Annotated in this window: 3 protein-coding genes; all 3 read right to left on the bottom strand. The window is 45.8% G+C overall.

All coding sequences use genetic code 11. The annotated features are described in order from the left end of the window. Positions 1–2: 2 nt before the first annotated feature. Genes C5695_RS01980 through C5695_RS01975 form a run of 3 tightly spaced genes read right to left on the bottom strand, consistent with a single transcriptional unit; the run spans position 3 to position 18,341 of the window. A complete protein-coding gene (locus C5695_RS01980) occupies positions 3–6,770 on the bottom strand; it encodes a non-ribosomal peptide synthetase (protein ID WP_272866848.1) in 6,768 nt (2,255 codons plus the stop codon). Continuing rightward, positions 6,767–8,197 (bottom strand): AMP-binding protein, encoded by a 1,431-nt coding sequence (locus C5695_RS20765; RefSeq protein ID WP_272866847.1) that lies wholly within the window; start codon positions 8,195–8,197, stop codon positions 6,767–6,769. Before C5695_RS20765 ends, C5695_RS01980 begins: the two co-directional genes overlap by 4 nt. A 13-nt stretch (positions 8,198–8,210) precedes the next feature. After that, positions 8,211–18,341: a non-ribosomal peptide synthetase gene (locus tag C5695_RS01975; protein WP_117728687.1), complete on the bottom strand. Its 10,131-nt coding sequence runs from the start codon at positions 18,339–18,341 to the stop codon at positions 8,211–8,213. Positions 18,342–18,343: the final 2 nt, after the last annotated feature.

The following is an 18,343-nucleotide window of genomic DNA, read 5'->3' as shown; positions in this document are numbered from 1 at the left end:
CCTTACCCCTTTATTATCGTTTGAAGAATTCTTGCCAGTTCATCTGCCTGCGGCCTTTTCATCATGGTGACATGGTCTCCTTTGATGTGGTAATACGAGCACGTTCCTTTCGTATAAGCCTCCCAGTCTGAGAACTTCTTCTGAAAATCAATGGCGTGATCACTGCTTTGTACAATATAAAACGGCACTGGGAATGGTTCTTTTTCTAATTCAATGGCTTGTGACATGATCGTATTGTGCGTTTGCATTTGCAAATATTTATCTAAATACTGATCATTCATAAATTGATGAACCACTTCATCCTTTTCTGCTTCTTTGAGTATTCTTTGTTTCACTTCTTGGAAGCTTAGCCCTTGTAATGCTTCTGGCTGAATACCGACGAGATTTCCCATTCCAAGGACAAGCGCAAGCATTTTCACTTCTTCTTCGTTCATATCCGCATGAAGTCCTTGATCTGCTTCATCTCTTAACACCGGGACCGTATCTAAAATGATGAGCCCTTTCGGCGCTTTTCCTGCATGGCAGAGCCGCTGATTCATTCCGTAGGCAAGGTGCCCGCCCATTGAATGCCCTGCTAGATAGTCAATGCCCGGGCGATAGAAGGTCTCTATGGCTTCAACAAATATGGACACAAGCTCTGTATAATGAAGGAATTGCGGTTCTTCATCCTCATATAATCCAGGAGACTGCAAGGCGTACACAGCGCCTTGGTGTGTCATCAGCTTAGTAACATCGATATAGCCCATGACCGTTCCACCGGCAGGCGGTGCAAAGAAAATCCTCGGTTCGGCTGGATCGCCTTTTTTCAGCTCCATCACATAGTCCTTCGGAGACCTTTCGACATAATCACCAGACTCTGGTACTGCGTCCACATGTGCGGCTAGCTGAGCAGGTTCTGGGTGCATGAAAATCCATTTTGGATCAACACGAATGCCCTTTTCTTTCAATTTGGCAACAGCCTGAATACTTATGATCGAATCGCCACCTAGATCAAAGAAGGAGTCACGTATGCCTACTTGTTTGACACCAAGTACTTCCTTGAAAGCTGTGACAATTTGCTTTTCAGTTTCAGTGACAGGTTTGTCTTCATTCTGGGAAAGAGAGATCTTTTCTGTCGGCTCTGGCAGTGCTTTTTGATCAACCTTTCCGTTCGTTGTGACTGGCATTTCGTCCAGTACGATAAAGTAACTTGGAATCATATAGCCCGGCAGGCTTTCCTGTAAAAATGCTTTCCAGCCCGGGACAGGATTCTCACCGTCTGTGACAAGGTAGGCCGCCAGCCGTTTTGAGCTGCCATACGTTTTGGCGATGACCGTACATTCTTTTACTTGCGGATGCTTGAGCAGTGCTGTCTCAATTTCGCCACATTCAATCCGGTAGCCTCTAATTTTCACGAGGTTGTCTTTTCGCCCAAGATATTCAATGGTACCATCTGACCGCCATGTACCAAGATCACCTGAACGATACAGCTTGTCTCCCTCTAGTTCAGGAAATGGATTATCAATAAACCGCTCCTGCGTCCGCTCTAGATCATGAAGATAGCCTTTTGCCAGTCCTGTTCCGCCGATATAGATTTCTCCTTTGACGCCTGCTGGCACTGGGTTGAGCGCTTCATCTAGTATAACGACAGTTGAGTTCGATACCGGGACACCAATTGGGACTGACCTTGCATCCTCTAGCACGTCTGTGACTCGATGTGTTGTTGCTAAGGTCGTGTTTTCTGTCGGACCGTAAGCATTGATGAGCACACCTTCCATATGCGGCAGTGCCTTTCGTGCATGCTCACTAGACATAGCCTCTCCGCCAACGAGTAATGTGCGGTAGCCTACTACACTTTTTGGATCGTGCTCCACTAGCCGATTGAATAAGGCGGTTGGCAGACAGTTGGCTGTCACTTGATGCATTTTAATCAGCCGTGATAATTCGTCCATATTTAGTGCGGCATATTTTGGAATCAGAATCAACTGACCGCCGTTCAGTAGCATTCCCCACAATTCAAATGTGAAGGCATCAAAAGCATAGTTTGACAGCTGAAGCATTTTATCATCTGGACCTAGTTCAATATAATTTGTTTCTCTCACCAAACGGACAACGCCTGCATGAGGGAGCATCACACCTTTTGGTGTACCTGTTGAGCCAGATGTGTAGTTGACATAGGCTACCTGGTCTTTTCCTATGATTGATTGTTCTCTTTGATACACTGCATTTGTTTCTGGTAATGGCTTGTCCATGTCAATTTTTGTACCTGTAAAGTCTACTAAACGCTCTATTAAATGAGACTGAGTGATGATCACATCACTTTGCGTATCGCGAACAATGAGGCGGATTCGCGCATCTGGATACTCAGGTGACATTGGAACATACGCTGCACCAGATTTGACGATGCCTAGCACTGAGACAATCATCTCAAAGGAACGATCGAAAAGCATCGGGACAAGTGAACCGGGTCCAATTCCTTTTGATTGTAAGTATGCAGCAAGCTTTGTTGCCTTCTCATCCAACTCTTGATACGTCATATGCTCTTCCAAATAGGACAAGGCAGTGCGTTGCGGGTCACACTGAACTTGTTCTTCAAACAGCTCTTGAAGGGTTCGTTTTGGATATGGTGTAGCTGTTTGGTTTTTCCCTATGATCATCCCGGCCTGTTCTACTTTATCCATTAAGCAATAATCAAAAAATGTGCGTTCAGGCTGAGCCGTCATGCCATCTAACAAATGAAGATAATAGTCAATATAACGATGAATGGTCTCTTGATCAAATAAATCCGTGTTGTATTCCACATGGATCGACAGCTGTTCTCCTTGTTCAAACACATGCAAGGTGAGATCAAATTTTGACACTGTATGATGCACCATCACATGCTCAGATGTCAGCCCTTTAAGGTTTACATCGAGCGAATCTGTTACATACCCCATCGCCACTTGGAAAATAGGTGATCGACTTAAATCTCTATCTAACGAAAGATCATCGACAAGCTTATCAAATGGATAATGCTGATGCTCGAAGGCTTTTAATGTCATCTTTTTCACATTTTCCATGACATCAGTAAACGTATCTGCTGTTGAAATATCCTGCCTCAGTGCGAGTGTATTGACAAACATTCCAACGAGATTCTCTGATTGTTTGGCATCACGCCCTGCGATCGGCGATCCAATGATGATATCTGTTTGTCCTGACAGCTTGTGAAGCAGGACGTAGTATGCTGACAGCATCGTCATGAACAGTGTGGTGCCTTGCTGTTTAGATAAAGCCTGCAACCGGCGGATAAGCGTTTCTTCCAAAACAATTTGCTCTGTAGCGCCGTTAAATGTTTGTACTGGCGGACGAGGGCGGTCAAACGGCAGCTCGAGCACCGGCAGTTCACCTTGTAGGGCATCGAGCCAATAGGCTTGGTCTTCTTGATGATGCGTTACTTGGTCATTTTCCCAATGAACATAATCTGTCCATTCGATTTCCAGCGCTGGCAGCTGTGGCGTTTCATCTGCGAGCAGCGCACCATATAGCACTTCTGCCTCCTGAATGAGCAGGCTGAGTGACCATGCATCTGAAATAATGTGGTGCTGCGCGCACAGGAGATAATATTCCTCATCGCCCATATCCACAATCGTCCACTGCGCAAGAGGCCCTCTTTCTAAATCATAGATGCGGTTCGCTTCTTGCTGAATAAGCTGCTTGAGTCTTCTCGTTCTTGTTTTTTCATTAAATAATGAGAAGTTCGCAACTGTAACAGATGGCGGAAGGTCTTCACGTATCAGTTGAACCGGCTTGCCGCCAATCGATTTAAATGTTGCACGCAGTGCTTCATGGCGTTTCGTTAAGAGACCAATTGCTTTCGTTAACGCTTGAATGTGAAGTTGTCCTGTCAGCTTCCAAGCACCTAATATATTGTAATGATGGCTCTTTTCTAATGTAGATAAAAACCAAATTCGCTTCTGAGCATGTGACAGATCATAGCTTGCTCGCTTTTCAAGCTTTGGAATCTTGGCTTCCTGTACAGCCGGCGCTCCTTTGATGTCATCAACCATTTGCGCCAAATGTGCCAAATGCTTGCTTTCAAATAATATTTTTAAAGGCGCCTTGATTGAAAACTCATGATTGATCTGCGAGATGGTTTGAGTCGCCTTTAATGAATGTCCACCTAGGTCAAAAAATTGATCCTCTTTGTACACTCGATCTACGTCTAAAATGTCCTCCCATATAGCGGCAAGCACCTGCTCTGTTTTCGTTTCTGGCAATTGTTTTTCAAGGTGTTGCCCATTTTTGTGATGATTCAGCTTGAGGGCTTCATGATCAATAGAGCCATCTTGTTTTTTCGGTATTTCCTGTACTTGCTGAATAACCCAATTACCTTTAGCTACGCCTGCGATTTCTTCAACTTGCACTTCTTTGCCAGGCTGAACCGTGTAAAAAAGCTTTTTCTCAAAAGTCGGTATTGGCGCTGGGTGAAGGTACGCTGCGATTTCTTGGTTGGCTCCGTCCAGACCGATAAATAGGTGCGCTTCATTCAGCCGAGCACCTAGACATAATGAATGGACACCTTGTTTCTTTCCAATCAATTGAAATCCCTTGCGGACGGTTAGTGCAGCGCCAGTATGTCCCTTAGACAAACCAACATTATCCCACATACTGAAGTTCAAAGAGATTGCTCGTCTTCCTTCTTGAAAGGTGAGAGTGTGCGCAAGTCCATCTAAAAAGCTGTTGGCAGCAGAGTATGCCCCGAATGTTGTGCCACCAAAAAAGCCATTCACTGATCCAAAAAAGACGAGTGGTACTGCCGGGTCATGCTTGAAGGCTTCCTGCAGGACAAACGCGCCGTCTGCTTTCCCTGACAATTCCTTCGTGAAATCCTCTTCTGACGTATGAGCCAGTGTATACTTGTCCACTTGCTGAAAATGCTCTGATACATTGCCAGCCCCAGCTAAATGCAGCACGCCTCGGATGGATTGACCAAAATGTTTTTCTGCTTTGTAAACTGCCTGCTCGACGTCAGCTAAATCGGTCACATCCGCTTGTATATAGATAACATCACCGAGACCTTTTAGCTGTGAGAACGCCTTTTTCTTTTCCAGGCTGTCTTCCAGAGTTGTCCGTCCAATCAAGACGAGCTTTAGGCCAAATTGGAGCATTTGCTTAGACAGTTCAAATCCAATTCCACCAAGACCTCCAGTGAGCAAATAAAGACCTTCATATTCTAAAAATTCTTCTGTTCGAGGCGCTTTCATCATATCGACCTTTTCCAGCTTTGGTACAAACCTGTGCCCTTTTCGGTATGATACCTCTGACTTTATATGAATCGCCGACAGCTCTTCAGCAATATGCTTTGCATCGTGTTCTATATGCTCCGCTTCAATATCAATCTGGGACACCTCTACTCCTCCCCATTCTTGTGGGATGGTTTTTAATAAACCAACGAGTGACGTTTTCTCCACATGAAGATCGTCTTCAGGACTTACAAATTGACCGCCCTTTGTCACCACAACAAGCCGGGCCAGCTCTTTGTTCTCTTGTCTCCATGCTTGATATAAATACAAAATAGAGCAATTGGCAGCCTCATGTATATCTTTAAACTGCACCGGATCAACGAGGGTTACTTTGTCTGTTACATTCCATAGATGGAGCACTTGCCCAATCTTTAATTCATCTGCTTCAAGAGCAGCAACGAGCCTGACGTAATCCCCTTTGATTCTCGGATTCATCTGATACATCCCTTTGGACACCCGCAAAAATTCATGCCCTCTTTTCACAGAAACATAGGACTGATTTCTTTGTTCCAATTGCGCGTAAAGTGATTGGTAAAGTCCTTTTTCATCCTCAAAAACGAGTACATGATCACTAGCGGGGTGAGAAGGACCGATATGTTCCTTTACCCAAATGCGTTTGAAAAACCAATCTGGGAGTGTTTGTTCGTTTTCAGAAGCAAGGTCCAGTGCTCTTTCAATGTCACGGAACACGCCCTCTTTTAGCGCCGCGCCTAACTGAGCACGTTGAATTTTCCCACTTTCTGTTTTCGGAAATTGGTCTTTTTTCACCGGGATGATGTGATCGGGCTCTATTCCAATTTTACGAATGATCGCCTCTCTAATCTGCTGAATCATCGTGATTTGATCCTCTAGCGAGTCCTTTTGTGAGACAAAAAAGACGGCAAGCGTGTCGTTGCTTGATTCGGGATTGTATATGCCGTAAGCTGCGGCAAAGGTGACTTCCACCCCATGCACCTCTTCCACAACAGCTTCAATTTCGTAATTTAAATAGTTGGCTCCGTTGATGACGATGATGTCCTTTTCTCGACCAGTCAGAACAAGACGCCCTTCATGAATAAACCCTAAATCCCCCGTGTGAAACCAGCCATTTTCTGCAAACACCTCTTGATTGGCTTCCTCATTTTGATCATAGCCCATCATAATCGTTGGGCTCTTCACCTGTAATCGTCCGACCTGATCTTCTGGCAGTACATGGTGATGCTCATCTACAATCCGAATCCATACAGACGGAATAGGTGCACCGACTTCGGTAAACGTCATTTTGTGCGGATGATCTTGCGATACATATTGTATCTCACCTGTTAGCGAGGTCTGATCAATCGTCAGCTGGCCATCCTGATCACCATGCCGCATGAATTCCTTTGATTGAACAATAGCTGAGGACGTTTCAGACATGCCGTACGCCGGGACCATCGCATGACGGTTTAATCCGTGCTGCTCCATGATATGCATGAAGCGCTGCGTCACTTTTGGAACAACCGCTTCGGCTGCGTTCATGATATAAGTCAAGGTGGAAAGATCCCACCCCCCTTGCGAATGTCATCCTCATATTCATTCATCATGGCAAAAGCAAAGTTCGGTGCCCATGTTCTTGTGACACCGTATGCTTCTATCCAATCCAGCCACACCATCGGCCGTTCAATAAATTGATCGATGGATGGACTAATTTGCTGGCAGCCAAGGTAGACATCATGTACATGAAACATGACAATGCCTCCTACATGATCAAGCGGCATCCAGTTAAGCGACACATCCTCATGCGTAAAACCATTGGTCTGCTCAAAGGAGATGATTCGAGATAAAATGCTTTGATGGTTGTGACGGATACACTTTGGCACACCTGTACTTCCTGAAGACAGTAGCTGAAGAACAGGCTCATCCGGCTCTGGCTCATAATGCTGTTCATCTGGTTCACACGCGATCAATGATTCGATTGTTAAAATAGGCATTTCTTTTGCCTCAAATGTCTCACGTAGCCCAGCAATGTCCTCAGCACTTGCTTCGTTTGTAATAATAAACGGTTCATTTTGCAGCTGAAACACGCCCTTGAGCTTGTTCACAGATTGATTCATTTCATCATAAACAGGCGGTACAGAGACTGGGGTCGGAATGATGCCGCCAAGAATACAGCCCCAAAACACGGTGATGAAATCTTGATGATCTTTTAATTGAAGTAACACTTGATCGCCATTTGTCAGCCCTGCTTTCCTTAAACCTGACAGAATCCGTTCAGCGCTTGTTAATAATTCAGGATAGGTTTGGGTTAACGTATGCCCGCCATCTTTAATATAGGTCACCCCGCGGTCAGGTGACATAAAGGCTGATCGAATTAGCACCTCTGTCAGTGTGACAGGTGTGCCTGGCTTTTTCATGACATCCCCGCCATATACAAGGGCTGGCGGCTTTTCAAGAGCGGATGCTTGCTTTGTTTCGCCCGCTTCATCCTTCGAGATCGATACGTTCCCTTCGGATCGCTGTCGATCAGGAAACAAGTCATCTAGGTGATAGGGCGTTTGTTTTTCTGTCTGACTTTCAATGAAAGTGGCCGCTTCCTTCACTCCATCTATAGCTTTGGTACGCTCCTCTATCTTTCTTAATCCCTCTTCATCTATGATGTCCATCGAAAGCAATGCGTCTGTGTCGACTGCTCCACTTTCTGTCTTTGGCAAGGAAGGCAATAAGACGAGAGCGGCCGGCACTTCATCAGGGTGAAGTACACCTTTCATTAGATCCTCTCTTGTGAGCGAAGGGTCCTTCGCCTGTGCAAATAGCACAAGCGAGAGGCTGCCTTCTTGATTTTTCTTCGGGATGAATGCACATTCCTTTAGCGGAAAATGAAGCATCATCACCTGTTCTAATGCTTTGAGATCAATTCGTTTTCCGTTGATTCTGACGATATGATTTGCTGTATGTCCTTTTCGTCTACTGACTAACATTGTTCCTCTCCTCCTACATCCAATCCAAAATCTGAATCTTGTTTTTTTCAGCCCAAACGCCGACATCCCCTGTCGGATAGAGGTATTCGCCTGTTTGATGTTTGAATGGATGCGGAATTTTATGCGTCTCCATCCAATCGGCAAGCTCCCCGCAAAGGGCTTTAATATTCTCTGCGGCTATAAAAATATCTCCAGGAAATCCTACTGGCACGAGCTGATGCTCTTCACTCAGGACATAAATTTCTGTCTCACATGAAGGATCGTGCACGCCTGAATAGACTTCTTCTTGATCTTGGTACAGCACGCTGACTTGTGCGTTTTTCGCCCAATCGGTGATCATCCGCTCTTTTTCTTCATTTGTCACGATCGTGAAGGAAGAGAGTGGTGTTTCCATTTGTTCTGTCATGGCTTCAAGTGTGTGGATCAGCTGCTGCATCAGCGATTGTATTTGTTTTTCGGTATATTGATTGAAGCGGTATGTGACCCGAAGCTCCAGCGTATCACCCGGGACACCCACGAGAGTCAGGTCATAGTTTGTTTCTTCATGGCTTTCGATGTCTAAGATCCGTACGCCATACGGCTCTACAGATTCAATTGGATAGTTTTCAAATACGACAATGCTATGAAACAATGACTCTCCATTCGGGATCTGCGTCATCTGCTGAATATCTGGCAGTACGGTATACTCGAATTCTCTCATGTGAAAAACCGTTTCCTGCGTCTGCGTCAGCAGCTCGGCAATGGTTCCATCTGGTGTGATCGGCAAACGGAGCGGCAAGGTGTTAATAAAGAGCCCTGTCATGCTTTCAACCTCTGGTAAGTCCGCCGGCCGGCCAGACACTGTGACACCGAACACGACATCCTCTGAGCCAGAATGAAGATGCAAGAGCATCCCCCATGCCGCCTGAATCAGTGTGCTCATCGTGACCTTCTGTTTTCCTGCCATCTCCTCCAGCTTCTGCTGCAGCTCAGGCGTCAGTGTGATACTAATCTGATCAATACCCGCATCTTCATCCAAGGCCTGCTCTCCATCTCCTGGGAGTGGTGTGGCTTCCTCCAATCCTGACATATAATGTTTCCAAAATTGTTGCGCCTGCTCTTGATCCTGCTTTTGTAGCCACTCGATAAAATCTTTATATGGGCGCACAGCAGGTAGGTTCATCTCTCGTTCATCCATAAGAGAGCGATACATCGAAAAAGATTCTTCAATCAGGCTGAACAGGCTCCAACCATCTATTAAAATATGATGAAAGCTAAAAACAAACGTGCATGTTTTCTCGTCACGATGGAACAAAGCGATACGAATAAGCGGTTCGGCCGCATCTTCTAAATCAAAATCCTTTGAACGATCGGATTGTAAATAACGCTCAATGGCGTCCTTCTGATCTGTTTCACTCAGGTGGCGCACATCGTGCTGAGTGAGGTGAATGCTTCCTTCTGATCGAATCAACTGGACAGGCTCCTTTAGCCCCTCCCAAGTGAACCTTGTCCGCAAAATGGAATGACGTTCTACAAGTAGATTCCACGCTTGTTCATAGGATTCGCCGTCCGTTAAACCTTCGAGCGTCATATGCACCTGACCAAAATACGCCTGTGATGCTTGATCTAACAGTGCATGAAACAGCATCCCTTGCTGCATTGGAGACAGTGGATACACATCCACCACTTTGTCTGGCAGCTCATCTATTTGCTTTTGCGTAAGCTGGACCATTGGAAAATCGGATGGCGTAAAGCCGCCTTTTGTCTCTACACAATGCGTCAGGATGTTCTCCATCTTTTCTTTAAACCGTTCAGGTAACTGGCGCACCTCTTCCTCATGAAGCAGTTCACGATTGATCATAAAATTCATCTGAAGCTGACCACTGACAACGTATCCGTATACATCGATCAAATGCTGTCTTTCTGCTTTTGGATCGTGTACGTGTCCATTTCGTTCGTCTGCTATATATAGCTTCGCTTCGCCATCTGCCTGATCTAACTGACCAAGGTAATTAAAGCTCATCTGCGGCGCTGCCGTTTTAAGTAAACGAGATGCTGTCATGTATTGAAGCAAGCCATAGCCGATCCCCTTTTGCGGCACAGCTCTTAAGGTTTCTTTGACATCTTTGATTTGTCTTTCAACATCGGTTTGAATAAAAGGAATAAAAATAGGATAAGAGCTTGTAAACCAGCCGACTGTTCGTGACAAATCCATCTGTTCAAATAAATCCTCGCGTCCGTGCCCTTCTAACGTAATCAGTATTGACTTTCCAACGGCTTGCGCAAGTGCTGACAGGAGTAAATCGTTCACCTCTGTTCGGTACGCTTGTGATGCATGCCTTAGTAAAATGTCTGTTTGATCCTTCGTCAATTGAACAGTCAGGATCTCTGCATGTTCTTCTATATTGAAAAGCGCAGGTGTTTGAAATGGAGAACCTTCTTCCTCTTGATCGATGATTTTTTGCCAAAAAGGAACCTGCTCTTGTAATTGATCGGTTTGTGCATATTCATAGAGTGCATCTGCCCACTGCTGATAGGAAGCGGTTTTCTTCGCAGGTGTGATCTCTTGCCCTGCCGCAACCTGCTTCAATCCATTTAACAAATCTTCCTGTAGGATGCGCCATGATATTCCGTCCATCACAAGGTGGTGGGCTGCCATAAAGAGTTCAGACGTATCATCACTTGTTTGAAAAAGAATAGCTTTGATGACTTCTCCTTGCTCTAATGACAAAGTTCCTTGACAAGCACTTGTCTCAAAGCGGATTTGATCCAACGCTTCCTCATGAGAGACATTCGTCAAATCAAAGAATGTGACACAAGGGATGATGCCAGGTGCACGAATGGCTTGAATCCATGTGCCGTCTGCTGCTTTTGTATAAATCGCCCTAAGCATATCGTGATGATTGACAAGCTTTGAAAGAACCTGTGACAACTGTTCAGGTTGTACAGATTGCTTGAATTCCATATGTGCTGATAGATTCCAATAATCTTGATTGGTCATCGATTGCTCAAAGAACCAAGATTGGATTGGAAGCAGACGAACTTCTCCTGTAATAGGCGATTGATCATAGGACACAGACACATCTGCTCTTTTCATCGCTCGTGCCAGCTGTGAAATGGTCTGTTTTTCAAATACATCTCTCGGCTGTATGATGTAGCCTTCCTGTGCTAGGCGTGCCACCATTTGTATGACAATAATCGAATCTCCGCCAAGCTCAAAGTAGTTATCATGTACACCGATTGAAGGAGTGCCAAGTAGCTGAGTCCACACTTTTTCCAGCACTCGTTCTTCCTCACTGAGTGCCATATCTGCTGGTTTGTCTGCTTCTTCCTGTCTCCACTGTGGCGGTGGGAGACGCTTTTGGTCTACCTTGCCGTTTGGCGTGAGCGGCAGTTCCTCGAGCTCTATTAATAGGCTTGGTACCATATAATCTGGCAGTATGTCTTTTAAGTTTTGGCGAATGTCTAGCGTGGTCATGCTGCCTTTTTGGACAAAATAACCGATCAATCGCTTATGACCATTCTCGTGCTGATGCGGGATAACGGCACATTCTGTGATGTCATCAAATTTCAGCATAGCGGCTTCAATTTCTCCGCATTCCACGCGGTGTCCGCGAATTTTTACTTGATGATCGATTCTTCCAAGGCAGTCGATGAGACCATTTGGGAGCCAGCGGCCCATATCACCTGTTTTATATAAACGCGCTCCTTTTTGGAAAGGATGCGGGATAAATGATTGCGATGTTTTTTCTTCATCTCCAAGGTAACCGAGTGCCAGCCCTGTTCCGCCAACATAAATCTCTCCAATGACACCCTGCGGAACCGGCTGTAACTTGTCGTCTAATACATAGGCTTGTGAATAAGCAATTGGCTGACCGATAGGAACTGTTGCTTGTCCTTCGTCTAATGCGCGAATGTGATGCACACAAGAGAACGTCGTATTTTCAGTTGGTCCATAGCCGTTTAAAAGCCCATCAGGTAAATACGGCAGTGCCTTGCGGATATGAGCAGCTGAGAGCGCATCACCACCAACCAATAACGCATCGAATCCAGATAAAGCATCTGGATGTTCCTCTGTTAACCGGTTAAATAGCGGTACCGTCAGAAATCCTGTTGTGATCTTGTATGATGTCAGCGTGTCAGCCAGTGTATCCATTGATAAAATCGTATTTCGATCGGTCAGGATCAGCCTTCCCCCGTTTAGCAAGGCTCCCCATATTTCATACGTAAAGGCATCAAAGGAGAAACTAGCGATTTGCAAAATACGCGTATGTTCATTAAGGGTGACATAATCTGTTTCACAGACAAGCCGGATGACCGCTTGATGCGGGATTAAGACCCCTTTTGGCTGTCCAGTTGACCCTGAGGTGTAATTGATATAAGCAAGCCCATCAGGTTTCAGGGCAGCAGTCTTGAATTCTGCTTCTGATAAAAACTCTTCATATCCCTGATCAAGACAAATGAGTTCCGTTTGATTAATAGACACCTTTTTGAGCCATTCATTTTTTGTCAGTAACAGCTGAATTCCTGTATCCTTCAGCATATAATCAATACGTGCATCTGGATATTCAGGATCAATTGGCACGTAGGCGCCTCCTGCTTTCACAATCGCCAGCACCCCAAGAATCATTTCAGGCGACCTGTCGATGAGCAGCCCTACTGGTTCATGTGGCATGACGCCTCGCTGCTGCAAATAGGCGGCAAGCTGGTCGACTTTTTCTTGTAACACGCGATATGTCCACTGCTCTTCTCCGAATTCGAGAGCAATGGCATCGGGTGACTTTTTCACCTGCGCTTCAAATCGTTCCGTGATGAGAAGCGGGCCTGCAGGCTGATCCGTTTGACCGCTCCATTCATAGAGCAGCTGCTGTTTCTCTTTTTCTGGCAGGTAATTCATTTGTCTGATTGGCTGCGATGGATCTTCACAAATACGCTCAAGCAAATGCTCGTAATACTGAATGAACCGATCCATCGTATCGTCAGAAAATAAGTCCGTGTCATACTCTAGTTTTAATTGAAGACCCTCTGCCCCTTCAAACACAAACAGAGATAGATCAAATTTGGCTGTATTGTTATCTTCAATGGCTAAAACAGATGTCGCCTCGCCCATTGGAGAAGCCTCTAGCGGCAGATTTTGCAAAACGAACATGACCTGAAACAGTGGCTGTTTGCCAGCCTCACGTGCAATATTCAGCTCGTCTACAACCATCTCAAACGGCACATCCTGATGTGTATAGGCACCCATTGTTGTTTTCTTCACTTGCTCTAATAACGCTGTGAAAGCTGGATTCTCACTATGATCGATCCGAAGTGCCAGCGTATTCACGAAAAAGCCGATGAGATGCTCTATCTCCGTCCGATTTCTCCCAGCAATAACTGACCCAATCACAAACTCATCCTGCGAAGACAAACGGTGCAGCAAGGTAGAAAAAGCAGTCAGTAACGTCATATAAAGGGTGCTGTCTGTTTTTTTAGAAAGAGCTTCAAGCTGCTCTGACAGCGACTTTGACAGCCGGTATGTTTTCGTTTTCCCCCTGTAGGATGGAACGGCCGGTCGCGGGTAGTCATACGGTAAAATCAACTCTTCAACAGGTTCCGCAAACTGCTCCTTCCAATAGGAAAGCTGCTTCTGTAGCGTCTCTCCAGTCAAATACTCCTTCTGCCACAGGGCGTAATCGGCATATTGAATCGGCAGCGGTGGAAGAATAGGCTCTCGCCTGGCGATCATGGCTGTATACGATTCAGACAGCTCTCTTGCGACAATACCAACAGACCAGCCATCTGACACGATGTGGTGAATGGACATTAGCAGCAAATGATCTGTGTCCGACAGTCGAATCAGTTTTACCCGAAAAAGCGGATCATGTTCTAAGCGGAAAGGTGTGCCCGCCTCTCTTTTCGTCCATTCAGCTGCTTGTTGTTCTTTTTCTTTCTGTGATCTTAGATCTGATAAATCAACCACTTCAAGCTCTGGAAGGATCATATGCTCATGTATGATCTGTACCGGTTCATCGCCGCTCATGGCAAAGGATGTTCTGAGCGATTCATGCCTTTGCACCATTTGCTGTAGACTGCGCTGAAGCACCTTCACATCTAAAGGTCCATTCATTTGAAAAGAAATCGTATTATTGTAAAATGGCAGATCAGGCTGTAATTGATAGAGAAACCACTGCCTTTGCTGGGCATAGGACATCAGAATCTCCTGACCCTTTGCCATTTTCCGCACCGGAACTGCTTCATCAGCTTTGGCATGCGAATCGATCCATTCCGCTAATTCTCCAAGTCTCGTATGTTCAAATAGCACTGCGAGCGGCACGTCAAATCCCATTCTTTTCCTCACCGCAGACAGCATTTGCGTTGCCTTGAGCGAATGACCCCCGAGTAGAAAGAAATGATCACCACAGCTGACATTCGAGACATCGAGCAGCTCGGACCAGATGCTTGCCAACAGTTTCTCTGTCTCCGTTTGAGGCGCTCTGTTTTTTACATCCTCTCCAACTTCCTCAATGAATGCTTTGAAATGCGCTTCGTCCGGCACGCCTTCCTCTGATTCTTTCCAATATTCCTCAGGAAATAGATGCACGGAATATTCACCAGTTAGATGTGACTGTAAACAAGAGTAAATGGATTGATACAGCCGTTCTTCAATGGCTTTTGTTTTGTCGGTTTTGAAAAACACATACACCGCTTGCTCTGTTTGACTTTCCTCATGGATCATCTCTTGAATATCCTGCTTTGACCGATCTAATCCCATATAAATGAGACGTGCATCTGTCATCAAACATGCCTGCATGGTTTGGAAGCCCGCCCTCTTTGGAATCGGAAGATAGCCTCTTTCTTTTAACAGGCCTTTGATCATTGAGCCCTCGCTCATTCCGACCTCATCCCACATGCTAAAGCTAAAGCAATACGGCTTCACTGTTGACGTCAGCCTTTGATAATGAACAAATTGTTCGACGAACTCGTTGGCAGCACAATAAGCGCCGACGGTCATCCCGCCCTTTAACGTTCGTGCAGACGAGCTAGATAGAAATAGGACATTCTTCCGTTTAGAAGCCGCTTCATGAAGCGCAATCGTGCCATATACCTTCGCTTCGTACATCGCATGCAGGGACACAGATGTCATATCAGCAAGCAGCTCTTCTTGAATGATGCCAGCGAAATGAATCACGCCATGCAGCCTGGTTCCTTGAGCCACCTCTTGCCTTGAAATGAGCGCTTCAATATCTTTTGCGTCCGTTAAGTCCACTTCTTCATAATGAACAGTGCCTCCTCGGTTTTCCGCTTGTTTCTCAATTGAGGTCAGTACGTCCTGCTGCTCGGCAGATAAATCCTTTCGTGCCCTTCTTCCAAGCAATACAAGATGCGCTTGATAGGATGTCAGCAGGTGTTCACTCAGCATCCGCCCAATGCCGCCAAGCCCTCCTGTGATCACGTAAAGTCCCGATGATTGAAATGGTGGCTTCTTCCTCTTTTGTTCCCTTTCCAAATGAAGTGGCGTTAAAAGAGGAATATAACGAACACCTTCGCGATAAGCGGCGACATGATGACTTGTGCCATGTGAGAGCTCTGTCATGATCGCCGATACATGAGAATGACCAACCGATTCTGTAAGAGAAAAATCAAGACATCGCACCTTGATAAACGGCCATTCATGCTGAACAGCTGTCATCAATCCCGCTGTTGTTGCTTTTTCCACATGATGTACTTTGTCTTCTGGCAAATTCATCGCATGAGCGGAGACAAAGGTCATCTCTACAGGTTCCTCATAGGCGGCGATCGCTTTTGTTACATACAACGCACTCATGCTGCCAGCTTTTTGTGCTTCCTTCGCTATTGCCGCTTGTAGTTTTTCTTCCTTGTTTGTGTAGTTCCAAAGGTGAATGATTTGTTTCACCGAAACGCCATACGAACGGAGCGTCTCAAAGAGTTGTTCGTAGTCAGACGGCCGATTCGGGTGGATGATGAAGTGAGTGGGTGTGAGTTGTGTGAATGCTTGACCCGGTTCAACCGTGATATAGGTTTGTTCATGGTTTGAGAGGAATTTCAATTGATCTGCCAGCCCTAACTCATCTGCAAAGATCACCATGTCCCCTGCTGTTTGCGTTTCCGTTTCATGAAGCGGAGCGGGTGTCCACTTCTTTTGATAACTCCAATCAGGTAATGTATGTTCATTTTCAAGTCTGATGTCCAGTTCCTTGATGATTTCGTCGAATTCACCTTCCTGCCACCGCATCTTGAGCTGTGCCCTTTCTATTTTTCCAGAACTTGTTTTCGGAAAGGCATGCTTCTGGACAGGGATCATTCTCGATACAGACAGACCCATTTTTGTTGCAATATGGGATTTAATGTGTTGACTTACCCTCATGATATAAGCAGGCTCATACAGTTTCGGTGCAAAAAAGAGCATCAATTCATCCGATGCAGATGCTTCCATCCGAACGGAGCAAGCAGCCACAAAGCTCGTTTCTACGCCTGGTACTTCCTCTGCCATGGCTTCAATTTCATAGTTGTGATAATTTTTTCCGTTGATGATGATCATGTCTTTTTCTCGACCGGTTAATGTCAGTCTTCCTTTGTGCAGAAAACCTAGATCACCTGTGTGAAACCAGCCCTCTGTTTGAAAGACCTCTTGATTCGCTTCATCGTTCTTGTAATAGCCCTTCATCGTCGTCGGCCCTTTAATTTGCACACTGCCAATATGATCTTCAGGAAGAAGCTCATGCTCATGGTTGACGATACGAATCGTGATACCCGGAATCGGTTTCCCCAGCTCTGTAAAGCTGACGGTTCCAGTTTCGCGTGCCTCCGCTGGTCTTAGCTGCTCTGTCAGCGATGTTTCCTCAAAGGTCAAAACTCCGCTGTTTTCATCTCCCCGCTCAATCGCAAAAGAGAAGACAACGGCTGATGAAATCTCTGACATGCCGAATGCCGGTCTGATGACGTCTCCTTTTAAGCCGTGCGGTGCCAGCAGATGTAAAAACCGGTGGATCGTCTTCGGTACGACCGCTTCTGCCCCATTGATCATGCAAGTCATAGCAGAAAGATCCCAAGATCCTGAAGAAATGTCTTTCTCATAATCATTGATCATCGCAAATGCGAAGTTAGGTGCCCACGTCTTCGTGGCACGATAGCGGTCCATCCAGTCAAGCCAGCGCAGCGGCTGAGCGATGAAATCATCTGTTCTTGCCCGAATCTGCTCACAGCCTGTATACACATTGACAAGATGAAACATCACAATGCCGCCTATATGATCTAATGGCATCCAGTCTAACGAGACATCCTCTTGTGTAAACCGATTGGCTGCCACTGTTCCTTTGACATTCGCCAGCACACTTCTATGAGAATGCTCCACGCATTTGGGCATCCCCGTACTTCCAGACGTTAAGATAAAAAAGACGGAATCATCTGGTGCTGCCGGATGAGCTTTTGTATCTCTTTCTAAAGTAAGCATGGGTTCAACCGCTGCCACACGTAATTGATCTGTATGCCACAGTAATGCTAGGCCTTGCACCTCATCAATCAGCGATTCATCCGTTAGAATAAGCGGGTGCTCCAGCAGATTCCAAGCGTGATGAAGCTTTTTCACTGATGCATTCATTTCCCGATAGGTCGGGGCTGCCGACACAAGTGTTGGAACAAATCCGCCCAGCACACATGCCCAAAAGGCCGTGACCATCGCATGATTCGATGAAAATTGAAAGAAAACAGGATCACCCGGTTCAAGGTCCAGTGCCCTTAAACCCGATAGAACCCGCTCGGCATCCTCCTTTAACTGCGTGTAGGATTGCGTGAGTTCATTTTCACTATTGACGATATATGTGAGCCCGTTTGTCGTTTTGGCCGCCTCAGTGAGGGCGTCCTGCAAAGTTTGAGCTCCTATTGTGACATCTAGATCCCCTCCATAGGAAAGGGCGGGCGGCATGTCTGCTAATAGAGGCGAAGCCATTTGCGTCTGTATCCATTCAGCTGCGGCCTCCTGCTCCATGTGATGATCGAGAAATAAATGAGAGAGGTGATATGGCCGTGGTCGAATGGTTTTTTCACGAGAAAAAACAGCGAAGCGTTCAATTTCATTGGTTTGTAAAATGGTTCTCTGTACATCTTGTAACACCGTATTCATTGATTCATGTACATTCGATTGATTCATGATTGATGGTTTCATAT

The sequence above is a fragment of the Bacillus pumilus genome (assembly GCF_003431975.1).
Classification (GTDB): Bacteria; Bacillota; Bacilli; order Bacillales; family Bacillaceae; genus Bacillus; species Bacillus pumilus_N.
The sequence above is the reverse complement of the archived record's forward strand: the minus strand, read 5'-3'. Positions and strand labels throughout refer to the sequence as shown.